21 protein-coding genes are annotated in these 24296 nt (G+C 71.6%); 18 read left to right on the top strand and 3 right to left on the bottom strand.

What is annotated here, in order from left to right; all coding sequences use genetic code 11:
• Positions 1-157 precede the first annotated feature (157 nt).
• The 9 genes from AB0B39_RS02115 to AB0B39_RS02075 all read left to right on the top strand — a co-directional run bounded on the left by AB0B39_RS02115 (position 158) and on the right by AB0B39_RS02075 (position 10004).
• Positions 158-1342 (top strand): spermidine/putrescine ABC transporter substrate-binding protein, encoded by a 1185-nt coding sequence (locus AB0B39_RS02115; protein ID WP_234587738.1) that lies wholly within the window; start codon positions 158-160, stop codon positions 1340-1342.
• Positions 1343-1347: 5 nt separating this feature from the next.
• Positions 1348-2499 (top strand): ABC transporter ATP-binding protein, encoded by a 1152-nt coding sequence (locus AB0B39_RS02110; protein WP_357573278.1) that lies wholly within the window; start codon positions 1348-1350, stop codon positions 2497-2499.
• Positions 2496-3404 (top strand): ABC transporter permease, encoded by a 909-nt coding sequence (locus AB0B39_RS02105; protein ID WP_357573277.1) that lies wholly within the window; start codon positions 2496-2498, stop codon positions 3402-3404. Before AB0B39_RS02110 ends, AB0B39_RS02105 begins: the two co-directional genes overlap by 4 nt.
• Positions 3405-3462: 58 nt before the next feature.
• Positions 3463-4299 carry an ABC transporter permease gene (locus tag AB0B39_RS02100; RefSeq protein WP_357493760.1) on the top strand — a complete coding sequence of 279 codons (837 nt, stop codon included), beginning with the start codon at positions 3463-3465 and terminating at the stop codon, positions 4297-4299.
• A gap of 78 nt (positions 4300-4377) precedes the next feature.
• Positions 4378-5799 (top strand): FAD-dependent oxidoreductase, encoded by a 1422-nt coding sequence (locus tag AB0B39_RS02095; protein WP_357573276.1) that lies wholly within the window; start codon positions 4378-4380, stop codon positions 5797-5799.
• On the top strand, positions 5799-7001 hold the full coding sequence (locus AB0B39_RS02090) for a saccharopine dehydrogenase C-terminal domain-containing protein (RefSeq protein WP_357573275.1): 1203 nt from the start codon (positions 5799-5801) through the stop codon (positions 6999-7001). The genes AB0B39_RS02095 and AB0B39_RS02090 overlap by 1 nt, the downstream gene beginning before the upstream one ends.
• 304 nt (positions 7002-7305) lie before the next feature.
• Complete coding sequence (locus tag AB0B39_RS02085; RefSeq protein ID WP_357573760.1) at positions 7306-8061, top strand: G5 domain-containing protein; 756 nt, start codon at positions 7306-7308, stop codon at positions 8059-8061.
• A 230-nt stretch (positions 8062-8291) separates the two neighbouring features.
• Positions 8292-9155, top strand: a complete 864-nt coding sequence (locus AB0B39_RS02080; RefSeq protein ID WP_357573274.1) for a DUF559 domain-containing protein — start codon at positions 8292-8294, stop codon at positions 9153-9155.
• A 183-nt stretch (positions 9156-9338) separates the two neighbouring features.
• On the top strand, positions 9339-10004 hold the full coding sequence (locus tag AB0B39_RS02075; RefSeq protein WP_357573273.1) for a hypothetical protein: 666 nt from the start codon (positions 9339-9341) through the stop codon (positions 10002-10004).
• Positions 10005-10042: 38 nt separating this feature from the next.
• Here AB0B39_RS02075 and gabT read toward each other — a convergent pair whose 3' ends face one another.
• Both gabT and AB0B39_RS02065 read right to left on the bottom strand, forming a co-directional pair.
• Complete coding sequence (gabT, locus tag AB0B39_RS02070; protein WP_357573272.1) at positions 10043-11314, bottom strand: 4-aminobutyrate--2-oxoglutarate transaminase; 1272 nt, start codon at positions 11312-11314, stop codon at positions 10043-10045.
• Positions 11315-11317: 3 nt separating this feature from the next.
• Positions 11318-12754 carry a gamma-aminobutyraldehyde dehydrogenase gene (locus tag AB0B39_RS02065; protein WP_234587727.1) on the bottom strand — a complete coding sequence of 479 codons (1437 nt, stop codon included), beginning with the start codon at positions 12752-12754 and terminating at the stop codon, positions 11318-11320.
• A 141-nt stretch (positions 12755-12895) separates the two neighbouring features.
• Between AB0B39_RS02065 and AB0B39_RS02060 the strand changes: the two genes are divergently transcribed.
• Positions 12896-14335: an aldehyde dehydrogenase family protein gene (locus AB0B39_RS02060; RefSeq protein WP_357493775.1), complete on the top strand. Its 1440-nt coding sequence runs from the start codon at positions 12896-12898 to the stop codon at positions 14333-14335.
• A gap of 23 nt (positions 14336-14358) precedes the next feature.
• On the opposite strand, the gene AB0B39_RS02055 is transcribed toward AB0B39_RS02060, so the two are convergent.
• Positions 14359-15606 carry an SUKH-3 domain-containing protein gene (locus tag AB0B39_RS02055; RefSeq protein WP_357573271.1) on the bottom strand — a complete coding sequence of 416 codons (1248 nt, stop codon included), beginning with the start codon at positions 15604-15606 and terminating at the stop codon, positions 14359-14361.
• Between the two features lie 78 nt (positions 15607-15684).
• Here AB0B39_RS02055 and AB0B39_RS02050 point away from each other — a divergent pair, with 78 nt between their 5' ends.
• From AB0B39_RS02050 to AB0B39_RS02015, 8 genes are all read left to right on the top strand, one after another.
• Positions 15685-16107 carry a YbaB/EbfC family nucleoid-associated protein gene (locus tag AB0B39_RS02050; protein ID WP_357573270.1) on the top strand — a complete coding sequence of 141 codons (423 nt, stop codon included), beginning with the start codon at positions 15685-15687 and terminating at the stop codon, positions 16105-16107.
• Entirely contained in the window at positions 16104-16436 is a 333-nt protein-coding gene (locus AB0B39_RS02045) for a hypothetical protein (RefSeq protein WP_234587722.1), read from the top strand. Before AB0B39_RS02050 ends, AB0B39_RS02045 begins: the two co-directional genes overlap by 4 nt.
• A 16-nt stretch (positions 16437-16452) precedes the next feature.
• Positions 16453-20541: a toxin glutamine deamidase domain-containing protein gene (locus AB0B39_RS02040; protein ID WP_357573269.1), complete on the top strand. Its 4089-nt coding sequence runs from the start codon at positions 16453-16455 to the stop codon at positions 20539-20541.
• Positions 20513-20803 carry a hypothetical protein gene (locus AB0B39_RS02035; RefSeq protein ID WP_357493783.1) on the top strand — a complete coding sequence of 97 codons (291 nt, stop codon included), beginning with the start codon at positions 20513-20515 and terminating at the stop codon, positions 20801-20803. The genes AB0B39_RS02040 and AB0B39_RS02035 overlap by 29 nt, the downstream gene beginning before the upstream one ends.
• Before the next feature lie 141 nt (positions 20804-20944).
• On the top strand, positions 20945-21538 hold the full coding sequence (locus AB0B39_RS02030; protein ID WP_357573268.1) for a DinB family protein: 594 nt from the start codon (positions 20945-20947) through the stop codon (positions 21536-21538).
• Positions 21538-22194, top strand: coding sequence for a tetratricopeptide repeat protein (locus AB0B39_RS02025; protein ID WP_357573267.1), 657 nt, complete (start codon positions 21538-21540; stop codon positions 22192-22194). Before AB0B39_RS02030 ends, AB0B39_RS02025 begins: the two co-directional genes overlap by 1 nt.
• A 240-nt stretch (positions 22195-22434) precedes the next feature.
• Positions 22435-23127, top strand: a complete 693-nt coding sequence (nfi, locus tag AB0B39_RS02020) for a deoxyribonuclease V (RefSeq protein ID WP_357573266.1) — start codon at positions 22435-22437, stop codon at positions 23125-23127.
• Between the two features lie 104 nt (positions 23128-23231).
• Complete coding sequence (locus AB0B39_RS02015; RefSeq protein WP_357573265.1) at positions 23232-24290, top strand: hypothetical protein; 1059 nt, start codon at positions 23232-23234, stop codon at positions 24288-24290.
• The last annotated feature ends 6 nt before the right edge of the window (positions 24291-24296 follow it).

The raw sequence follows: 24296 nt of genomic DNA, 5'->3' as shown, positions 1-24296 counted from the left end.
ATTTCGTCGTGCATCGCTAACCCCGCAACGGAATCCCTTGTGAGAGAGGGTGTCTCATGTCAGGATCAGTCGTCCCTGGTACTTGACCCTCCCGACATTCCCGCCGGCGCGCGCCTCCCCCGTCCCGCCCGCCGACGATGACCCCCTAGGAGTCGTCATGCGTACTCCCCTCCGGCCCCTTTCCCGGCGTGGACTGCTCACCGGCACTCTCGGATCGGCCGCCCTGCTCGCTGCGGGCGGCAGTCTCGCCGGCTGCGGCACCAAGGGCGCCCAGCAGACCGAGGCCGGCTGCGTCAGCGAGGACCTGTCCGGCACCGAGAAGAAGCTGGCCTTCTCCAACTGGCCGCAGTACATGGACGTCGACGAGAAGGACGAGTCGAAGCGGCCGAGCCTGGACGAGTTCATCACGAAGACCGGCATCCAGGTCACCTACACCGAGGACATCAACGACAACAACGAGTTCTTCGGCAAGGTGCAGAACCAGCTGGCCGCCTGCCAGAGCACCGACCGGGACATCATCGTGCTGACCGACTGGATGGCCGCGCGGATGATCCGGCTCGGCTGGATCCAGAAGCTCGACGCGGCAAAGATCCCGAACGTCCAGGCGAACCTGCTGCCGTCGCTGCTCAACCGCTCGTTCGACACCGAGAACCGGATCTCGATCCCGTGGCAGTCCGGCCTGGCCGGGTTGGCGTTCAACGGCAGCGTCACCAAGGAGCTGCGCACGGTCGACGAGCTGCTGACCCGCCCCGACCTCAAGGGCAAGGTGACGGCGCTCAGCGAGATGCGCGACACGATGGGTCTGCTGCTCGGCTCGAACGGGCACGACCCGTCGAACTTCACCGCCGCCCAGTTCGACGACGCGCTCAACAAGCTCAAGAAGGCAGTCGACTCCGGGCAGATCCGCAAGTTCACCGGCAACGACTACGCACCCGACCTGGCCAAGGGCGACATCGCCGCGTGCATCGGCTGGTCCGGGGATGTCATCCAGCTCTCCAGTGAGAACGAAAAGGTGCAGTTCGTCGCGCCGGACTCCGGCGCGATGCTCTACAGCGACAACATGATGGTCCCGAACAAGGCCACCCACAAGGGCAACGCCGAAGCGCTGATCAACTACTACTACGAGCCGGCGGTCGCGGCGAAGCTCGCCGCGTACGTCAACTACATCTGCCCGGTCAAGGGCGCCCAGGCCGAGATGGAGAAGATCGACCCGGACCTGGCCGCCAACCCGCTGATCTTCCCCGACGACGCGCTGCTGGCGAAGTCCAAGGTGTTCATGGCCCTGGACGAAAAGCAGGAGAAGGAGTACGAGGGTAAGTTCCAGCAGGTCATCGGGGCGTGACTCCGATGGCGCGCGAGACACCCGCAGGCGACCTGCGCCTGGCCGACCTCACCAAGCGGTTCGGCATCTTCACCGCCGTCGACGACCTCAGCCTGACGATCGGCCAGGGCTCGTTCTTCGCGCTGCTCGGCGCGTCCGGCTGCGGCAAGACCACCACGCTGCGCATGATCGCCGGGCTGGAGGAGCCGACCAGCGGCCAGGTGCTGCTCGGCGACACCGACATCGCCCGGCTGCGGCCGTACAAGCGGCCGGTCAACACGGTCTTCCAGAGCTACGCGCTCTTTCCGCACCTCACCATCTTCGAGAACGTGGCCTTCGGGCTGCGGCGGCGCGGCATCCGCTCGGTCGACGACCAGGTCCGGCGGATGCTGTCGCTGGTGCAGCTCGACGGCTTCGGCCCCCGCCGCCCGGCCCAGCTCTCCGGTGGCCAGCAGCAGCGGGTCGCGCTGGCCCGCGCTCTGATCAACCAGCCGCAGGTGCTGCTGCTCGACGAGCCGTTGGGCGCGCTCGACCTCAAGCTGCGCCGGCAGATGCAGATCGAGCTGAAGCGCATCCAGACCGAGGTTGGCATCACGTTCGTGCACGTCACCCACGACCAGGAGGAGGCCATGACCATGGCCGACACCGTCGCGGTGATGAACGCCGGCCGGATCGAACAGCAGGGCGCCCCGGCCGACCTCTACGAGTTCCCGGCCACCGCGTTCGTGGCGAACTTCCTCGGCCAGTCCAACCTGCTCGCCGGCGAGGCCGCCGGCACGAGCGGCGGCGAGGTCGCGGTGACGGCGCACGGCGCGCGCTTCTCGGTGCCCGCCGGCCGGTCGCGCGCCGACCGGGGTCCGGTCCACCTGGGGGTACGCCCGGAGAAGCTGCATCTGGTCGGCTCCGCCGACCAGGTCCCCCGAGGACACCAGCACCTCACCGGTGTGGTCACCGACGCCTCCTACGTGGGGGTCAGCACGCAGTACCTGCTGCGCACCGGTTGGGGCACCGAGCTGTCGGTGTTCGCGGCGAACGACGGCGCCCAGGTGCCGGTGCCGGTGGGCAGCGAGGCCGTGGCGTACTGGGATCCACGCCACGCGTTCCTGCTGGCGCGCGACGCCGCCGACACCGACCGGACCACGCCGGTGCTCGACGAGCCGGTGGGCGCGTCGTCATGACCCTCCTGGCCCCCACCAGACCGGGGCAGCCGGCGCCTCCACCACCGGCCGGCCGATCCGGGCGGCACCGGCTCCTGCCGTACCTGTTGCTGCTGCCCGGCGCGGTCTGGCTGCTGGTGTTCTTCGGCGTGCCGCTGCTGCAGCTCGCCGCGGCGAGCCTCTACGACCCCAGCGGCTCGCTCTCCACCGGGTACGCGATGACGTGGGCGTTCGGCAACTATCCGGACGTCGTGCAGGCGTACTGGCCGCAGCTGCTGCGCTCGTTCGGCTACGCCGGACTGGCCCTGGTGCTGGCGCTGCTGCTCGGCTACCCACTGGCGTACGCCATCGCGCAGAAGGCGGGCCGGTGGAAGAACCTGCTGCTGGTGTGCGTGGTCGCGCCGATGTTCACCAGCTTCCTGGTCCGCACGCTGGCCTGGAAGACGATCCTGTCGGACAACGGCGCGCTCGTCGGCCTGCTGCGGGACGTGCACCTGCTCGCGCCGGACGGGCGGCTGCTGGCCACGCCGTTCGCGGTGGTGCTCGGCCTGACGTACAACTTCCTGCCGTTTCTGGTGCTGCCCCTGTACGCGAGCCTGGAGCGGCTGGACCCCCGGCTGTTGGAGGCGGCGAGCGACCTGTACGCGAGCGGCGTCCAGGCGTTCCGCCGGGTGACCCTGCCGTTGTCCATGCCCGGTCTGGTCGCCGGCACGCTGCTGTTCTTCATCCCGGCCAGCGGCGACTACATCAACGCCGAACTGCTCGGCACCCCGAACGAATACATGATCGGCAACGTCATCGACTCGGCGTTCCTGGTCCGGCTGGACTACCCGCAGGGCGCCGCGCTGTCGTTCCTGCTGATGGCGGCGATCCTCGCGGTGGTCTTCGGCTACCTGCGCAGGGCCGGCACGGAGGAGGTTCTCTGATGAGCGCGAGGAGTGCAGCGCAGCGGAGCCCCGCAGTCGCGAATGAAGGCAGGCTCTGATGCGAGTGTCGCGCTGGTTGGCGGATCGCTGGGTGATGATCGTGGCGCTGCTGGTGCTCGGCTACCTGGCGCTGCCGATCCTGGTGGTGGCCGGGCTGTCGTTCAACCGCCCGTCGAGCCGCCTGTCGTACGACTTCAACGAGTTCACACTGGACAACTGGCGGCAGCCCTGCGCCACCTCCGACATGTGCGACGCGGTCGTGCGCAGCGTGCAGATCGGGTTCATCGCCACGGTGGTCGCCACCGTGCTCGGCACCCTGATGGCGTTCGCGCTGGTCCGGCACCGCTTCCGCGGCCGGGCCGGCGTCAACGTGCTGATCTTCCTGCCGATGGCCACCCCGGAGCTGGTGATGGGCACGTCGCTGCTGGCCCTGTTCGTCTCGGCCGGGGTGCCGCAGGGCTTCTGGACCATCGTCATCGCGCACGTGATGTTCTGCGTGTCGTTCGTGGTGGTCACGGTCAAGGCGCGGCTCGCCGGAATGGACCGGCGGCTGGAGGAGGCCGCCATGGACCTCTACGCCAACGAGTGGCAGACCTTCCGGCGGATCACGCTGCCACTGGTGCTGCCGGGCATCGTGGCCGCCGCGCTGCTGGCGTTCTCGTTGAGCTTCGACGACTTCATCATCACGAACTTCAACGCCGGCACGACAGTCACCTTCCCCATGTACGTCTGGGGCGCCGCCCAGCGGGGCATCCCGCCGCAGGTGAACGTCATCGGCACCGCGATGTTCGCGATCGCGCTGCTGCTGGTCGGGCTCAGCTCGCTGCGCGGGAGGCGGGCCCGTCGCGCCGCGCTGCTGGCCGGCCCGGTGCCGCAACCGCGTCGCTCGTCATGACCGCCCTTGATGCGGGCCGTCCGACCGGGCGACAGTCATGACCCTCCCGCATGCCTGCCGTTTGACCGGGTCGCAGTCATGACCGTCCCGCATACCGGTCGGGCGCTGGCCGACGCGGCGCCCGTGCCGTACTGGCTGGACCGCCCGGAGCGCCCCGACCCGGTGGCGCCGCTCACCGGCGCGCAGACCGCCGACCTGCTGGTGATCGGCGGCGGGTACGGCGGGCTCTGGGCCGCCTTGGAGGCCAAGCGGGCCGAGCCGGACCGGGACGTGCTGCTCGTCGACGCCGGGACCTGCGGGTGGGCCGCCTCCGGGCGCAACGGCGGGTTCTGTGCCGCCTCGCTCACCCACGGCCTGGCCAACGGCGTCGACAGGTTCCCCGGCGAGATCGGCGAGCTGGAACGCCTCGGCCGCGCCAACCTGGACGCGATCGCCGCCACCGTCGCGGAGTTCGACATCGACTGCGACTTCGAGCGCACCGGCGAACTGGCCGTCGCCGTCGAGCCGTACCAGCTCGACGGGTTGGTCGCCGACGCCGAGCTGGCCCGCCGGTACGGCCACCGGGTGCGGCTGCTCGACACCGACGAGGTACGCGCCGAGGTGAACTCGCCGACGTACCTGGGCGGCATGCTCGACGCCGACCGGGTCGCCATGGTGGACCCGGCGAAGCTGGCGTGGGGGCTGCGCCGGGCCTGCCTCGACCTGGGCGTACGCGTGCACGAGCACACCCGGGTCACCGGGCTGCGCGCCGACGGCCCGGCCCTGCGCGCGTCGACGGTCGGCGGGCCCGGCAACGCGCCCGGCTCGGTACGCGCCCGCCGGGTCGTGCTGACCACCAACGCGTTTCCGCCGCTGCTGCGCCGATTGCGCGCGTACGTGGTGCCCGTCTACGACCACGTGCTGATGACCGAGCCGCTCAGCCTGGCGCAGCGCGACGCGATCGGCTGGCGCAACCGGCAGGGGCTGGCCGACACCGGCAACCAGTTCCACTACTACCGGATCACCCGCGACGGGCGGATCCTCTTCGGCGGCTACGACGCCGTCTACCACTACGGCAACCGGGTCGCCCCCAAGCTGGAGCAGAACCCAGCCACCTTCACCACCCTCGCCCAGCACTTCTTCACCACGTTCCCGCAGCTCGCCGACGTGCGCTTCAGCCACCGCTGGGGCGGCGTCATCGACACCTGCACCCGGTTCTGCCCGTTCTACGGCACCGCGTTCGGCGGTCGACTCGCCTACGCGGCCGGCTACACCGGCCTCGGCGTCGGGGCCACCCGCTTCTCCGCCCGGGTGCTGCTCGACCTGCTGGCCGGCGGGGACACCCCGCTGACCCGGCTCGACCTGGTCCGCCGCAAGCCCCTGCCGTTCCCGCCGGAACCCGTCCGCGCGGTCGGCATCAATCTCACCCGCCGGTCGATGGCCCGCGCCGATGCGCATGAGGGCAGACGCGACCTGTGGCTCCGTACTCTCGATCGTCTTGGTTTGGGGTTTGATTCCTGATGCGTGTCCTGCTCGTCGGCGCCGGTGGCGTCGGCTCCGCCGCCGTAGCCATCGCCGCCCGACGCTCCTTCTTCGAGACGATCGTGGTCGCCGACCATGACCCGGACCGCGCCGCCCGCGCGGTGGCCGGGCACGGCGACCGTTTCGTCGCCGCCCAGGTGGACGCCTCCTCGGCCGACGCGGTCACCGCGCTGTGCCGCGAGCACCGGATCACCCACGTGCTCAACGCCGTCGACCCGCGCTTCGTCATGCCCATCTTCGACGGCGCGTTCGCGGCCGGCGCGGACTACCTCGACATGGCGATGTCGCTGTCCCGCCCGCACCCGTCGCAGCCGCACGCGCGGACCGGGGTGAAGCTGGGCGACGAACAGTTCGCCGCCGCCCCCGCCTGGGAGGAGGCCGGCCGGCTCGCGCTCGGCGGCATCGGCATCGAGCCCGGCCTGTCCGACATCTTCGCCCGGTACGCCGCCGACGAGCTGTTCAGCGAGATCGACGAGATCGGCGTCCGGGACGGGGCGAACCTGACCGTCGACGGCTACGACTTCGCGCCCTCGTTCTCCATCTGGACCACCATCGAGGAGTGCCTCAACCCGCCGGTGGTCTGGGAGGCCGACCGGGGGTGGTACACGACCGAGCCGTTCAGTGAGCCCGAGGTCTTCGACTTCCCGGAGGGGATCGGGCCGGTCGAGTGCGTCAACGTGGAGCACGAGGAAGTGCTGCTCATCCCGCGCTGGGTCAAGGCCCGCCGGGTCACCTTCAAGTACGGCCTCGGCGACGAATTCATCGACGTGCTCAGGACGCTGCACAAGCTCGGCCTGGACGGCGTCTCCCCGGTCCGGGTGCGCGGCGCCGACGTGTCCCCGCGCGACGTGGTCGCCGCCTGCCTGCCCGACCCGGCCACCCTCGGCGAGCGGATGCGCGGCAAGACCTGCGCCGGCACCTGGGTGCGTGGCCTGGGCCCGGACGGGAAGCCCCGGGAGGTGTACCTCTACCACGTGGTCGACAACGAATGGTCGATGCGCGAGTACGGCCACCAGGCGGTCGTCTGGCAGACCGCGGTCAACCCGGTGGTGGCGCTGGAACTGCTCGCCACCGGAGCGTGGACCGGTGTGGGGGTGCTCGGGCCGGAGGCGCTGCCCCCGGTCCCCTTCCTCGACCTGCTCACCGCCTACGGCTCACCGTGGGGGATGCGGGAGAGCTGATCCGCGCCTGCTGACGGCATCCCGACACGTCGGCGTGGAATGCCGGGCATCGCCGTGCACCTTGCCCCGCCCCCGCCGGATATTCGGTGTGATGCGCCGTCTTGTCCCGATAGGAGGCTGCACGATCGGCCCCGACCAGCCGGCCCGAGAGGTCAACCGATCTGCCGGCTCGTCGCGCCGCACGCCCGGTCGACGGTGCCCACCGCGTCCCCTCGATCATCCCTACCGGAGCGAACGGCGCAGGTGACGGGCGCGACGGTGGATATTTCCGGTAGTACTTGCGACGACACTCATCGTCGTGACGATGCAACCACCGACCGGGCCTGCGTACCCACCGCCGTACGGCCCCGGACCTCAGCCGCCCGCCGCCCCGAACTGGTTCCGCCGCGCCAGCCCAGGCCGCCGCGTCGCCGTGATCCTCGGCTCGGTGGCGCTCTCCGTCCTGCTGCTCTGCTGCGCCGGCACCGCCATCGTCAGCGCGCTGGGCGGCGAGCCGGAACCCAAGCGCACCGGCACGGCGGCCGAAGAGGCGCAGCGACCCATCGTGGCCGCCCCCGCCGAGGCCACGCAGGAGGCTCCCGCGCAGTCGCAGTCACCGGAGGCCGCGCCCTCCGCCACGCCGGCGCCCACCCCCTCCAGTGCCGCACCCTCGCCCGTGGTGCGGGTGACGACCGTGACGGAGCGGGCCGCGATCCGGCACGGCGAGCGCACCGTCAAGGACGCGTCCCTGGCCGAAGGCAAGCGGGTCGTCCGCACCAAGGGCGTCGACGGCGTCCGCACGCTGACCTACCAGGTGACCACCACCGACGGCGTGCAGACCGGTAAGAAGCTGGTCAAGTCCACCGTGACGAAGCAACCGGTGACCGAGGTGGTAGCCGTCGGCACCAAGAAGAAGTCGAACTGCGACCCGAACTACAGCCCCTGCGTCCCGATCGCCAGCGACGTGGACTGCCTTCCTGGCTCCGGAAACGGACCCGCCTACGTCCGCGGGACCGTCAAAGTCATCGGCACCGACATCTACGACCTGGACCGCGACAACGACGGCTACGGCTGCGACTAGCCCTCCGCCCACAGCCCTCCGCCCTCCGCCCTCCCGCCCTCCGCCCTCCCGCGCCGATCTTGCACTTTCTGTCCCCGCATTACGCTCCAATCGGGCATATCTGCGACAGAAAGTGCAAGATCGGCGGAGGGAGGGGTGGGGGTAGCACTGGGAGGGGTGGTTTGGGGGTTTTCCACAGGGCGGATTGTTTTCCACAGGCGGGACGCCGGGGGTCTCGTTGAGGGTCCGGGGTGGCCAGCCTGCTCGGTATGGCTATTCAGTTGTGGCGGACGGACGCGTTGGTGCGGGACCTCACCATCAGACGAATCCGTACCCGGCTCGGTCGTGAGGAACTGCTTCGAGTCCGAAGGGGCGTCTATGTCGACCAGCCCTGCGACGAGGATGACGAACTGCGTGCGCTGATGCTGCGCCTCCCCGACGAGGCCATGCTGGCGAGGCAGAGTGCTGCCCGCAGACACGGCTTCGGCGTTCTGCGGGAGGACCTGGTACATGTCCAGCTGCCTGCCTCGGTGCCGAAGCCGCGCCTTCCCGGCGTCGTCGTGCACCGGACGGTGCTACCCGTTCGACCGGTCCTGGTCAGGGGCCTGCCCTGTGTCCCCGCGGCCCGCTGCGCCGTCGACCTGGCGCGTGCCGCTCGGCGGCTCGACGCCCTGCCGGTGCTCGACGCGGCGCTCCGGTCGGGCGTGGTGAGCCAGGATGATTTGCTGGCGGAGGTTTCGGCCCACGCTGCCCTGCGGGGCGTCCGGCAAGCCCGGAGTCTCATCGCGTTGGCGGACGGTCGGGCCGAGTGTCGGCAGGAAAGCCAACTGCGACTGATCCTGATCGACGGCGGGCTTCCACCGCCCGAGCCGCAACTGTGGGTCACCGACCGGTTCGGGATCCGCCTCTACCGGCTCGACCTGGGATACCGGGAGAGGCGAGTTGGCGTTGAGTACGACGGACTGTCGCACCTGGACCGCGATCGTCTCCGCCATGACCGCGAGCGGGTCAACTGGTTGGATGCGGCCGGCTGGCGTATGCGCTACTTCACCGACCGCGACCTCTACCGCCGCCCCCACCACGTAATAGCCACCGTCCGAACAGCCCTGTCCTAACCCCCAGCGCGCCGATCTTGCACTTTCTGTCCCGACCAATGACCACAACAGCGACATTTGAGCGACACAAAGTGCAAGATCGGCGGGGGTTGGGGGCGGCGGGAGGGCGGGGCTGGTGAACGGTTTTGGGGTGGTTTCCGTATCAGGCGGTGAAGGACACCACCGAGGACGGGAGTGACGGCGATGAGGGTGCAGCGCAGGCATGTGCTGGCGGCGACCGTGGCGGTGCTCGCCGCGGCGGGCGTGGCGGTGGGGACCGGGTTCGGGTTCGCCGATACCGCTCCGGCACGGTCGTCCGTCTGCTCCGGATCGGTCACGTTCTCGGCGGAGGCCGGGGCGCCGGCGGCTACCAGCGACCGGTTCCCGGTGGGCACGCGGTTGCGGGTGACGAACCTGGACAACAACCGTACGGCCACGGTGACGGTGACCGGCCCGTCGGGCAGTTGTGTGCTGCTCAACTCCGCCGCCATGGAGCTGGTCCGCGAGCCGGGCAAGAACGTGATCCGCCGCAACGTGGTGGAAAAGCTGGAGGGCGCGGTGGCCCAGCCTGCCCCCGGTTCGGTCCGTCCGGGTGCCGCCTCGCCCGGCGTGCCGGGCCCGCCGCCCCGTTCGGTCTGCTCCGGCGCGATCACCTTCTTCGCCGAGAACGCCGCGCCGGCGGCGACCAGCGGGCAGTTCCCGGTCGGTACGCGGCTGCGGGTGACCAACCTGGACAACAACCGGGCCACCACCGTGACGGTGACCGGCCCGTCGGGCAGTTGCGTGCTGCTCAACACCGCCGCCATGGACCAGATCCGCGAGCCGGGGAAGAACCTGGTCCGCAACAACACCGTCGAGGTTCTGCGCTGACGTGAGTGGAGGGGCCCGACGTGGGCCCCTCCACACGGTCAGCCGAACGCCGCGTCGAGGATGTCGGCGCCGCGGGCGAGGTGCTCGTCGGAGATCACCAACGGCGGCAGGAAGCGCAGCACGTTGCCGTACGTGCCGCAGGTCAGGGTGAGCAGGCCGGCGGCGTGGCACGCGGCCGAGATGGCCGCCGTGGCGGTCGGGTCGGGGACGAGGGAGCCGGGCTGGACCAGTTCCACCGCGAGCATCGCGCCGCGCCCGCGTACCTCGGCGATGCGCGGGTCCCGCTCGGCGATGGCGCGGAGCCGGGGCGCCAGCACGGACTCGATCCGGCGGGCCGCGCCAGCCAGGTCCAGCTCGTGCATGGTCTCGATGGTGGCCAGCGCGGCGGCGCAGGCGATCGGGTTGCCGCCGTACGTGCCGCCGAGCCCGCCGACGTGCACCGTGTCCATCAGCTCGGCCCGACCGGTCACCGCCGCGAGGGGCAGGCCGCCGGCGATGCCCTTGGCCAGCGTGACCAGGTCCGGTTCGATGCCCTCGTGCTGGCAGGCGAACCAGTCGCCGGTACGGCAGAAGCCGGTCTGGATTTCGTCGGCGACGAAGACCACCCCGGCCGCCGTCGCCCAGTCGCGCAGCGCCGGCAGGAAACCCGGCGCTGGTACGACGAAACCGCCCTCGCCCTGGATCGGTTCGATGAGCAGCGCGGCGACGTTCTCCGCGCCAACCTGCTTCTCGACCATCTCGATCGCCCGTGCGGCCGCCTCGGCGCCGGAGAGCCCGCCGTCGCGCAGCGGGTACGACATCGGCACCCGGTAGATCTCCCCGGCGAACGGTCCGAACCGGTGCTTGTACGGCATGTTCTTAGCGGTCAACGCCATGGTCAGGTTGGTCCGGCCGTGGTACGCGTGGTCGAACACCACCACCGCCGGTCGCCCGGTGGCGTGCCGCGCGATCTTGACGGCGTTCTCCACCGCCTCGGCCCCGGAGTTGAACAACGCCGAGCGCTTCTCGAACCCGCCCGGCGTCAGCGCGTTGAGCTGCTCGCACACCGCCACGTACGACTCGTACGGCGCGACCATGAAGCAGGTGTGGGTGAACCGTTCCACCTGCGCGCGGACCGCCTCGACCACCCTCGGCGCGGAGTTGCCGACGCTGGTGACGGCGATGCCGGCGGCGAAGTCGATCCACTCCCGGCCGTCGACGTCGGTGAGCGTGCCCCCGGATGCGGAGTCCACGTACGAGCCGATGACGCTGCCGACGCCCCGGGCGACGGCACCACTGCGACGCTTGTGCAGATCTTCCGAGGACGGCATGGCTCAGCCCTCGATGTTGTGCATGACGTGCTTGATCCGGGTGTAGTCCTCCAGGCTGTAGACCGAGAGGTCCTTGCCGTGCCCGGAGTGCTTGAAACCGCCGTGCGGCATCTCCGAGACGAACGGGATGTGCGTGTTCACCCAGACGCAGCCGAAGTCGAGCCGTCGCGTCATCCGCATCGCCCGCCCGTGGTCGCGCGTCCAGACCGACGCCGACAGGCCGTAGTCGACGCCGTTGGCCCAGCGCACCGCCTCGTCCTCGTCGGAGAAGCGCTGCACGGTGATGACCGGCCCGAACACCTCGTCCTGGATGATCTCGTCGGCCTGGCGCAGGCCGGAGACCACCGTCGGCGCGTAGAAGTAGCCGCGCTCACCCTGCCGGGATCCCCCGGTCTGGATCGCCGCGTGGTCGGGCAGCCGGTCCACGAAGCCACTGACCCGGGCGAGCTGGTTGGCGTTGTTCAGCGGGCCGTAGAGCACGTCCGAGTCGTCAGGTGCGCCGGTCTTCGTGTTGCGGGCCTGTTCGGCGAGCGCTGCCACGAAGTCGTCGTGGATGCCCGGCCCGGCCAGCACCCGGGTCGCCGCCGTGCAGTCCTGACCGGCGTTGAAGTAGCCGCCCAGCGCGATGGCCTCGGCCGCCGCCGCCACGTCCGCGTCGTCGAAGATCACCACCGGGGCCTTGCCGCCCAGCTCCAGGTGGGTGCGCTTCAGGTCGGTGGCCGCCGCGGCGGCCACCTCCATGCCCGCGCGGGTCGAGCCGGTGATCGACACGAGCTGTGGGGTCGGGTGCGACACGAGGGTACGACCGGTGTCCCGGTCACCGCAGACCACGTTGAACACACCCGGCGGGAAGAACTCGGCGGCGATCTCGGCGAGCAGCAGCGTCGACACCGGCGTGGTGTCCGACGGCTTGAGCACCACGGTGTTGCCGGCCGCGAGTGCCGGGGCGATCTTCCACACCGCCATCATCAGCGGGTAGTTCCACGGGGTCACCTGGGCGCAGACCCCGATCGGCTCGCGCCGCACGTACGAGGTGTGCCCGGCCAGGTACTCGCCGGCGGAGCGCCCCTCCAGCAGGCGGGCGGCCCCGGCGAAGAACCGGAACTGGTCCACCGCCGGCGGCAGCTCCTCCTCGGCGGTGAGCTGGCGCGGCTTGCCGGTGTTGCGGACCTCGGCGTCCACCAGGTCGGCCGCGCGGGCCTCCACGGCGTCGGCGAGCCTGAGCATCGCCTTCTGCCGCTCGGCCGGGGTGACCTCCCGCCAGCTCTCGAACGCGGTGGCGGCGGCGGTCATCGCCGCGTCGACGTCGGCAGCCCCGGAGACCGGCGCCTGGGCGAACACCTCGCCGGTGCAGGGGTCGACCAGATCGGCGTACCCGCCGTCGGCCGGTTCGACGTAGGAGCCGTTGACGAAGTTGCGCAGCTGCTGCTGGTCACTCATGACGGGATCACTCCGAGGGGCCGGGGATGCGGTGTGCGGCGGTTATCGCAATCTTCCTGCCATCTTCGCTACTGAATTCGCGGCAGACAAGGGATACGGCGACTGTTTCCGTCGGCCGTTGTCTCGTCTACGCTGCACGGCGTGGAGCCCGCTGACTTCTTCGTCGCCTCCCGTCCCGCCTCCGGCGAGGGCGAGCTGACCGTCCACCATCCGTACGACGGCCGGGCGGTGGGGCGTACCACATTTGCCACCCCTGACCAGGTCGACGCCGCCGTCGCGGCCGCGGCCGGTGTGGCCGCGCAGGCCGCGGCCCTGCCCGCGCACGCCCGCGCGGCGGCCCTGGACCACGTGTCGCGGCGGCTCGCCGAGCGTGCCGACGAGATCGCGGCGCTGATCACCGCCGAGAACGGCAAGCCGGTGAAGTGGGCGCGCGCCGAGGTTGGGCGGGCGGTGTCCACCTTCCGGTGGGCCGCCGAGGAGGCCCGGCGCTTCTCCGGGGAGCTGCAACGCCTCGACACCGACCCGGCGGCCTCCGGGCGGATCGCCCTGGTCCGGCGGGTGCCGAGGGGGCCGGTGCTCGGCATCGCACCGTTCAACTTCCCGCTCAACCTGGTCGCCCACAAGGTCGCGCCCGCCATCGCGGTCGGTGCGCCGATCATCGTCAAGCCGGCCCCGGCCACGCCGCTGTCCGCGCTGCTGCTCGGCGAACTGCTGGCCGAGACCGACCTCCCCGCCGGCATGTTCTCCGTGCTGCCGCTGCCCAACGACCGCGCCGCCGAACTGGTCGCCGACCCCCGGCTGCCGGTCGTGTCGTTCACCGGGTCGGGGCCGGTCGGCGCGGCCATCCGCCGCCAGGTGCCGGACAAGCACGTGACGTTGGAGCTGGGTGGCAACGCGGCGGCGGTGCTCTGCGCGGATTGGACCGCCGACGAGGACCTGGACTTCGCCGCGCAGCGCATCGCCACGTTCGCCAACTACCAGGCCGGCCAGTCGTGCATCGCCGTGCAACGCGTGTACGTGCACCACGCGCTGCACGCCGACTTCCTGCCCCGGCTGGTCGCGGCGGTACGCGCCCTGCGCACCGGAGATCCCGCCTCGGAGTTGACCGACGTCGGGCCGATGGTGTCGAAGGAGGCGGCCCGCCGGGTCGAGACGTGGGTGGCGGAGGCGGTCGCGGCCGGCGCCACAGTCGAGGTGGGCGGCGTGCGCGACGGCGCCACGTACCCCCCGACCGTCCTCAGTGGCGTGCCGGCCGACGCCAAGGTCGTCGCCGAGGAGGTGTTCGGGCCGGTGCTCGTGGTCACCCCGGTCGCCGACGACCAGGCCGCGTTCGCCGCGGTCAACGACTCGGCGTACGGGTTGCAGGCCGGCGTGTTCACCCGGCGCCTGGACGTGGCCTTCGCCGCCGCGCGGACGCTGGAGGTGGGCGGCGTGATCGTCGGCGACGTGCCGTCGTACCGGGCCGACCAGATGCCGTACGGCGGGGTGAAGGGCAGCGGCGTCGGCCGGGAGGGGCTGCGCAGCGCGATGGACGACTACACCGAGGCGCGGGTCATGGTGCTGACCGGGCTGGCGCTCTAGGGCCAGTTCTTACGAAACAGGCCCTAGCTCGGGTCGGCCGGCCAGGTGCCGTCGTCGCCGACCCGGGCGGGCGCGCGGCCGAGCAGCAACGTGGTGAGCGCGGCGTCGATGGTGTCGCCGAGGAACCACTCGCCGGCCTGGTCGAGGGCGAAGACCCGGCCGCGCTCGTCGACGGCGAGGATGCTGTCCTGCTGCTCGGTGCCGATCGGAAAGAGTCGTACGCCGAGCACCGCGCCGAAGTCCGCGAGGGTGTCGGCGGTGTGCGCGATGGCGTGCGGGCGGATGTCGAAGCGCGAGATCCACACCTGCGCGCCCGGGCCCCGCCGCGCGCCGACCAGGCTGGGGAACGCGGTCAGCGCCTCCACTGCGGCGGGAAAGCCCTCGTGCCGGTGGACGGCCCCCGGCACGGCGGTGACATCCCGCACGCCGGCGGCGGCCATGATCTGGTCACCGATGTGCGGTCGCCAGCCCGCCGCCACCAGCGCGTTGGCCACCTCGGGTGGAAAGCGGCCCGGGTCCGGGTCCGGCTCCGCCGGTGCGAGCCACGTCTCGGTGTAGGCCCGCGCCGACTCCGGCAGCATGTTGGCGCTGACCAGAAACGAGACGCACGAGTCGCAGGGTCGCTCGGCGGCGCCACCGGCCGGGTCACCCGGCTCGCGGATCCGGAAGATCTCGAAGCGCGCCGCCCCCAGCAGGGCACCCGCCTCGGCCCGCCCCATCGGCGCGATGCCGTCGGCGGCCCGACGGTGGTCGTACTCGTGCAGCACGTCGGAGACCACGATCAACTCGGCGTGACACTCGACGCCGCGGACCAGCTCGCCCGGGGGTTGCTCGTCCAGGTAGCCACGGACGAGCGGGTGGTGGTTCAGCGCGACCGCGCCCTTCGTCCCCTGGGCCGTCCAGATGCGACCGTCGAGGGTCAGGTGCGCCACCGTGTTCGGCGTCGGGGCTCGACGGATTTCCCGGATCAGCAGGCTCGAAGCGTCGACGGTGCGGGGGGCGGTCGGCCCGCTGGGCTGACTGCGCCGGTACAGATCCGCCACGACCTCGCTGGGCACACGCGGCCAGGTGGTGACCTTCCCGGTCCGCCTGTCGATGACTGTCGTCGGCAGATCGCCGGGGATCGCCCGCACCCCGTTCGACACGATCGAGGTGACGACGAAACCGAGGTCGAACTCGTCGACCACCGGGGTGCACTCGTGGCCGAGGCGCTGCGAATCCCGCCTCGCCCACGCGGAAGCGAACTGCTCGGCCTGCTGACGGTCGATCACACATCGAAACTACCGGACTACACGAATCGATGGCGGCCGGTATGGTCTCGGATACCGACGGTGACGGGAGGAGCGGCGGTGAGCGAACGCGTGGACCGGGACGCCAATCGCGAGCTACGAGCCCGATTCGACGACGTGTACGGCCAGTATCAGCAGCTCAGGTCCGGTCTGGACACTCTGCAGGCGCGACTCGCGCAACTGCGGGTGACCCGCCGCTCGCCGGACGGCCACGTCACGGCGACCGTCGGCGCGCAGGGCCAGTTGGTCGAGGTCGTCCTGGCTCCGGCGATCTACCGGGACCGCGACGCGGAGGCGCTGAGCCGGAAAGTTACCGAAACGGTCCACAGTGCCGTGGCCGCCGCCACGCAGGCCACCCAGGACCTGGTCGCCGACACCATGCCGGCCGGCGCCGGCTCGGCGGACTTCCTGCGTACCGGCGATTTCGGCGCGTTGCTCGGCCGCGCCGACGCCGTGCTCCGCCGCGGCGAGGGGCCGGCATGACCGACGGTCAGCTCTGGCTCGACGCGTCCCGGGCCCGGCGCGGTGGTGCCGACCTGGCCCTGTCCGGCGAGGCGGTGACGGCCAGCCGGGCAGCCGAGGGCGGTGAGATCGAGGCCGCCAGCGGCGCCCGCCCGTGGGGGCGCGACGACATCGGCGCCGCGTTCGAGCGGAACTACCGGGGCATCGAGCAGACCGTGCTGCGCGCCTGGGCGGGTGTCGGGCAGCGGCTCACCGAGTTGGGCGCCGACGTGGTCAGCGCCGTCGACGCGAGCGTGCAGACCGACCAGAGCAGCGCCGCCCGGCTCGACCGGGCCGCCGACCAGCGCTGACGGCGGGTCGATCCGGATGAGCGTGCTGCCCAGCCCGATCCCGCACCCGCTGGACTACGCACCCTGGGACGTCCCCGGCTGGATCTACGAGGCCCTCGACTGGGCGGTAGGCGTGCAGTGGCCCGAAGGGAACGAACGGGCCGTCTGGGACGTCGCCGACCGGTGGTACGCGGTAGCCGGCGTCCTCGCCGGTCCGCACGCCGACGCCGCCGCGGCCGCCACCGAGGTACGCAGCGGATACGGCGGTGTCGGAGCCGTCGACGCCGCGTTCGAGGCGGCCTGGCGTGGGATCGCCGAGGGCGATGACGCGCCCCTGCCGGTGCTCCTCGCGGTCACCACCGACCTCGGCCGACTGGTCGAGGAGTGCGGCTGCGACATCGAGGGCGCCAAGCTCGAAGTCTGGATCGAGCTGGGCATCCTCGTCATCGAGCTGCTCTCGGTGGCGGTGGCGGCGCTGCTCACCGCGGGTGCCGCATCCCCGGCCGCCGGTGCGGCCATCACCGCCACCCGGCTGCTGATCCAGCAGATCTTCAAGCGTCTCATGGGCCAGCTGGCGAGCAAGGCGCTGCGGCGCGGGCTCAAGGAGGCCGGCGAGCGTGCCGCCAAGGAGATCGCCAAGGGTGGCGCGCGCGGCCTCGCCAAGCGAGCCACCCGGGAAGGTCTGGAGGAAGCGGCCGAGGAGTCCGGGATCAGCCTGGCCACCCAGGCGTACCAGAACTCCACGGGCCGGGCGCACGGCGTGGACCTGACCGACCTGGGCGTGTCGGCGGTCGGCGGGCTCGCCGGGGGAGCGGTCGCGCCGCTGGCCGGCCTGGGCCGCCACGCGACCGGCCGCGCCGCGCGCATCGGCGAGCACCTGGGTCGGGAGATGACCGGCGAGATGTTCGCCGAGAGCGCCGCCAGCGTCGCCACCGGGCAGGGCCTGACCTCGATGGAGGACGCGGTACGCGCCGCCGCGTCCGGGGCCACCGGATCGGCGACCGGGCAGACCGACCACGCCCTGCAGGCCCGGCTGCACGCGCAGGCCAACGCCCTCGCCGGAGCGGCCTTCACCGGACAGTCCCTTCCGATCCCCGCCGCGCCTTCGATGGATGCCCCGCCCCCGGAACTCACGGCGTCCTCGCCGGTGCCTCCGGCGTCGCCGGCCGCGTCCGCCCCGGGGCCTGGGGCGGCGGATGGCGTCCACCACGCCGGGGTGGACGTTGTCGGGTCGCCGGTGCCGGCAGCACCCGACGCGACGTCGTCAGGCGTCGGGCACGGCACGAATCCGGCGCTCTCCGCTGTCGCGGCGGACCCCACGCTCTCCGCTGTCGCGGCCGATCCCATGCTCTCGGCAGTCGCGGCCGATCCCGTGCTGTCGGCGGTCACCGCGCCCGTGGCCGGTGCCGTTGACCCGACCGGCGGGCCGGTGACGGGTGCCGGGCCGACGGAGGGTGGCGGGCCGGCGCTCGGCGCGTCGCAGGGGATCGCCTCGGGTGCGGTCACCCCGGGCACCAACGGGACGGTTGCCGTGTCTCCGTCGACCGGCCCGTCGTCGGCGTCCGTCCCTCTGACGACCGGCCCGTCGTCGGCGTCCGTGCCTCTGACGACCGGCCCGTCCTCGGCTTTCGGACCTCTGTCGACCGGCCCGTCGGCGGGGGGCGTTTCCTCGTCGGCGGCCGCGAGCACGGTGGGGCTGGCGCCGCCTGTCGCGTCCGCTGGTTCCGCCTCGACAGTCGCCCCCGGTACGGCTTTTCCACCCACCTCCACCGGTACGACGCCCGATGCCGGCGGCCGGCCCGGTGGGGTCGTGACCGGGACGGGCGGTGGCACGGTCCCCGGTGCCGCGGTGGGCCGGCACGCCGCGCCCATGCGATTGCCGACGCGGGAAGCGCCCGCGCCGGCCCGCGTACCCCGTCAACGGGCCCGCGGCCGGGCCTCAGTTCCCGTCGACGTGCTGGCGTTCGGCGATCCGTCGGTGTCCGTGGCCGAGAACGACGGGTACGCCGCCCGGTGGGTGGCCGAGGCGGAGGCTGCCGAGCGGCGGCGCTACCAGGGCCACTACGAGTCGCAGCGCACCGGCTTCGAGAACAATCGCCGGCAGGCCGAGGCCGCCCGTATGCGGACCCGCGCGGCGGAGCACGACCGCAGGGCTGTCGAGTACGCGAGCTACGCCCGACAGTTGCACCAGGCGGGGCACCGGCAGTGGGCCGACGGCTGGCAGCGGGCCGCGAACGCCGAGACACGCGCGTACGCCCAATGGCGTGACCTGGCCGACGACGTGCTGGCGGGCATCAGAGCACCGGCCGTCGTGGACATCGCCGACGGCGCATTCGCGTACGCCAACAACGATGTGGGCGCGCTCGCGCTGGGTGCGGTGGAGACCGCCGGCCCGTCCCGGCTCACCGGCGACGACGTACCCCCGCCGATCGACGACTCCCGGCCGTACGGGCAGCCGGGCGGGCTCCGGCCTCCGCTCGCCCTGCACCAGGTCGACGTCGAACGGCAGATGCCCCGCGACCTCGACGGCGCTGTCAGGCGTACCGCAGACCCCCGCCGGGGCGGCTGGTTCCGCCTCCTGAACGACGGCGGCCCCCAGGCGGACGCCACCCGGGGCATCAACTGCCTCGACTGCACCCTGTCGCTCTTCGAAACCTGGGTGCACGGGCGGCCGCGGGTGTCCGCGCCGCGCACCTTCGACGGCTACCTGAACGGCGACACCCGACGTCCGATCCGCGGTGAGGCGGGTGGTCCGGGTCGGGTGGAGGACGTGACCGGCGGCCGTTTCCAGCGCGTCCTCGCCCCGCCGTCGGGCCAACGGGCACACCCGGCGCAGGCGCGGCAGGCCGCCGACCGGGGGTACGCCAACCTGCACGACCAACTGCTGCTGGGCGGCCACGGCAGCTATGCGTTCCTGATCACCGAGTGGGCGGGCGGCGGCTCGCACGCCTGGGTTGCGCTCAACCAGAACGGCACGGTGCTCTACGTCGACCCGCAGACCGGCCTCGTCCGGGACCGGCCGCTCTACCCGGACGTGGTCGGCATCGACGCACTCGTGCTGGGCGGAGACGGCCGGCCGATGCCGCTCGGCGGGCTGCCCCGAGGCCGGTTCAGTGAACGTCCCGACCTGCCGACCCACCCACCGGCGTACGACGACGGCGGCCACGGCGATCCGTACATCAACCGCATGCACCTGCTGCTGGACGGGCCGGGCTCGGGGCCCGATGCCCCGAGTGGGCCGCCCGGTCCGGCTCCGGACATGGGGGACCCACGTCGGCCGACGTCCGATCTCGCGCAGCTCACGCCCGGCGAGTTGGCCTCGCTGACGGGGCTGCGCGACCGAGCTCTGGCTGCCGCCGACAGTGTCGAGGATGCGTTGGCTCAGGTCGGACGGAGCGTGACCGGCGCGCTCGACCTCACTGATCCGATCCGGCTCCGGGACCGGAAGTTTCGGGTCAAGGGGCTGGAATCCCTGGCACGGAAGTACCTCGAAGAGGGGCGCGTAGCCCCGACCGATGTCACTGACTTCGTGCAGAGCGTCAATGACGCACTAAGATTCTGCCTCGAGATGCCGTCGGGCGAGCACTACAGCAAGGCCGTTGACTTGGTCCTCGCCGGCCTGGTCGACGCAGGCTTCTCGGTTCCGACTTCAGACTGCAAGAACTTCTGGCGGCGGGGCAATCGATTTTACGGATTGAATTGCACCCTTCGTGCTCCGGACGGGATGCTGATCGAGTTGCAGATGCACACGCCCGTCTCGCGGGAAGCCTGGCTGGCGACCCATGAGGAGTATGAAGTTCTGCGGCGTTCGTCGAATGGTCCGGAACACCGAGTTGGCGCGCTTCTGCGGATGCTCGCCGCGAATCGAGCGCGCAGTCTGCCGGATTCCCTCCCCGACGGGCTCGATTTGCGTTTCCCCGCCAAGGACGCCAGCTTCGCAAAGTGGATCAGTAAAAACGTTGACGTCTGGCACGAGTACCAGGCCTGGCTGGTTCGGCAGGAGACGAGTTTTGCGCAGGTTGTGCAAGAGCTGAGACTAGGACCTGGCGACTTTCCCGTAGCCCCCCGAGTGGCCGAAGAGTTGGAGCATGAGGTTGTTGAGCTACTACGTGATCTACCGGATTGATGGGCAGGGGCCGCCGGCAGGTCTCTTCGTCATGGATGCGGGTCTCGGCCAAGCTGTTCTCTGGGACCATCGCGCTCGGACGTGGGCCTACGATCCCGGACTCGTAGTGCGTTTCCTTGATGACTATCGCAACGTGGACCGCTACAAGAACGTGAGCCGGGCTGTCGCTGAGGAAGTGGCGGCGACAGTCACCGACGGCGAGAGCTTGCCGGACGAAGATTCAATCCGCGCCATGTTCGGGGACGGCGGCGGTGAGCGCTGAGGCCGACACATTTTCCAGGCCCCAAAGGCCCCTACGTCCGTCCGGCCACCGGCGCTGCTGATCAGGGCAGGCTGCTGGCCAGGACAGGCTGGTGGGCGCGGACGGTTGCCGAGGTGGACGGGTATCGACAAGAGTCGCCGTATGGCTGACGCACGCGCCGAAGCGGCGACCTCCGACGGCGAACCCACGCGGACCTTCGGTTGGTCGTACCTGTTCGTTCATCCGGACGATGACCCGCGCTCGGATGGCAACTTCGCCGACGAGCGGACGGTGCTCGTCGAGTATCTGCGCGACCAGCGCCTGACGTTCGAGCTCAAGTGTGACGGCCTGGACGCCGAGCAGTTGGCCCGGCGGGCGGTGCCGCCGTCGACGATGTCACTGCTCGGTCTGATCCGGCATCTGGCCGAAGTGGAGCGTGGCTGGTTCCGCAGGACGATGGCCGGGCAGGTCGCGCCCAAGTTGTACTGCTCGGACGACGATCCCGACGGCGACTTCGACGGCGCGGTGGCCGACCCGGTCGTGGTGGACGAGGCGTACCGGGCGTGGCGTACGGAGGTCGAGTTCTCCGAGCGGTTCGTCGCCGAGGCGGCGGATCTGGACGTGCAGGGGCGGCAGCGGGAGGGCAACGTCATCGTGCTCCGCAGGCTGCTGGTGCACATGATCGAGGAGTATGCGCGGCACAATGGCCACGCCGATCTCCTGCGCGAGCGTATCGATGGAAGGGTGGGTCAGTGATGGCCGAAGGGTTCGACATCCGATTGACGCGGGCGCAGGAGCGCTACGAGCAGGCGGTCTTCGGCGGCGACGCGAAGTCGTTGGACGAGGCGGAGCGTGATCTGGTGGCGTTGGAGGCGGACACGGCGCTGGCCCGGGGTCGGCTCCTGCACGCCCGCTTCCTGGAGACCGGTGCGGAGGACGCCGCCGAGCTGTCGCTCTTCGAGCGGGCGGCGCAGCTCTACCGCGAGCTGGGTGACCCCCGCGGCGAGGGGGAGTCGCTGTTCTGGGTGGGCACGGTCCACCAGGTGATCCGCGGGGACCAGGCGGCGGCCGACCCGGCCTTCGCACGGGCGCGTGAGCTGGCGACCGAGGCGGGCGACGAGCTGACCCTGTCGTACGTGCTGCGGCACCTCTGCTTCGGTGAGCAGGCAGCCGGTCGGGTCGACGCGGCGCGGGGGTTGCTGGAGGAGTCGACGCGGTTGCGCCGGAAGCTGTCGTTCACCCCGGGAGTTGCGGCGAATCTGATCGGGCTGGCGGACCTGGCGGCGACCGACGGTGACCGGGACGCCGCCCGTGGCCTGCTCGACGAGGCTGCCTCAATGGCAACCGGCAGCGGCGCGCACGGTGTGGCCCGGTGGGTCGAGGAGGCCCGCGACGAGCTGAAACTCGCCTGACAGCGGTCGGGCGGGCGCGTTCCGGGGTCTGGACGGTCGGTCCGGGCCGGAGATCCGGCGCCGGCGCGGCGAACCGTGCGACGGCGGTCCACGTGGTCGGTGGTGCGGATTGGCATCGCGACACACTCGCCGACGGGGCTTCGCCGAGGATGATCGACTCGACATCGCCGATAGTGGGGTGTCCGAGGCCGTGGGATGCCCCGATATCGCCGAAACCGAGTGGATCAAGGGTGAGTGCTCATGACGCCGGGTCTGGGGCTCGCGCCGCGCACGGTGGCGGAGGCGGTGGCCGTACAGGAGGAGTTGCGGCCGCTCGTCGACCTGGTCGGGCCGGGTCCGGCCGCGCCCGCGACGGTGGCCGGCCTGGACGTCGCGTACGACGAGAGCGGTGACCTCCTCGCGGCGGCCGTGACCGTGCTGGACACCCGGACGCTGGCCGTGGTGGATTCCGCGGTCAGCGTGGGCCGGCCGTCGTTCGGTTACGTGCCGGGGCTGTTCGCCTTCCGCGAGCTGCCGGCTCTGCTCGCCGCCCTGGACACGTTGACGACCATCCCGGACCTGCTCGTCTGCGACGGGCACGGTGTGGCTCATCCGCGCCGGTTCGGGCTCGCCTGTCACCTCGGGGTGGTCACCGGCCTGCCGGCGATCGGCGTGGGCAAGACGCCGCTGGTCGGCGAGTGGGATCCACCGGCCGCCGAGCGGGGTGCCTGGTCGGCGCTGCGCGACGGGGGTGAGGTCGTGGGTCGGGTGCTGCGGACCCGGGACGGCGTGAAGCCGGTCTTCGTGAGCGTCGGGCATCGGATGAGCCTGGGCAACGCGACAGCGCAGGTGCTCGCGTTGGCGCCGCGCTACCGCCTGCCCGAGACGACCCGTACCGCCGACCGGCTCTGCCGTGCCGCCCTCGCCGGGAGCACACGTCCGGGTCGGTCGTAAACCGTAACGCCGCACACATGCGGGCCGCTCTATGACAGGTGGCGGGGGTGGCCCGGTAGTAGCCTGGCCGCGAACCCCACCCGGGGAGGAACGGTGAGGTGATCATGACGGTGCGTCGACGCGCGGCACGGCTCGCGACGGTCTGCGGTCTGCTGGTCGGCCTGGTGATGCTCGGTGCGTCACCCGCGCTGGCCGACGACGACTCGGTCCGTGTGGGGTCGGCCAGCAGCTTCGCCGCCGGGGGCTCGGCCCAAGGGGTGAACGTCGCGGTGCGCAAGCGCTCCGGCGGCTGCGTCCTGCTGCGTACCGCCCTGGGTCTGAGCCTTGAGGGTCTCCAGCCGAACCAGGTGGCGGTCCAGGTGAACGTGGGCGGGCGTTGGGTCCCGGTGGCTGTCGGTGGCGGTGGCGGCAACGTCGAGACCGGGCAGACCGCACCGGCGAAGCCGATCCTGTGCAAGGGCAAGGGCATCACCATGCGGTATCGGGTGGCGTTCGGCGCCGACGCGCCGGGCGGTCAGCTCCGCGTGACAGGTGTGGGTCTCACCGCCGCCGGCCAGCAGTTGGGGCACGGCATCGACGCGGCGAAGGTCACCGGGCGGCTCTCCGCGCCGCCCACGCCGACGCCGTCGAAGAAGCCGACCCCGACCCCCAGCCCCACCGAGGTCGCGGCGGCCAGCGAGGTGGTGAACCCGGCCGCGCAGGGCCCGACGTCCGCCGCTCCCAGCGTGACCGCGGTGGCCGCCGAGTCCGGCGGAGGGTCACTGATCATGTTCTTCGGCATCGCGATGGTGGCGGTCGGCCTGCTGCTCATCGTGCTGCTGGTGCGCCGGTCCCGGCAGGACCGCACGTCGTCCGACGATCCCGGCCCGCTGCCGGGCAACCCCGGTGGCACCACCTACCGCTCCGGCGGTGGGTCACCGGCCGTGCCCGTGCAACCCGGCTCGGTGTACGGCCAGCAGCCGCCGGCCGCCGGCCAGGTGCCCCCGCCGCGTCCCGCCGGCGGAGGGGTCTACGGGGCGCGACCCGTGACGCCGACCCCGGACGCCACGCAACCGATGCCGGGTGCCCCGGCTGCTCCGGGTGCCCGATCGCTGCCCGGTGACCCGCCCGAGCCGCCCGACGGGGGCGATCACACCGTGTTCATGCCCCGGCTCCCCGGCTGAGCGGGG

The organism is Micromonospora sp. NPDC049114 (assembly GCF_040648635.1).
GTDB lineage: Bacteria > Actinomycetota > Actinomycetes > Mycobacteriales > Micromonosporaceae > Micromonospora.
This window is presented reverse-complemented; position numbering and strand designations above follow the sequence as displayed.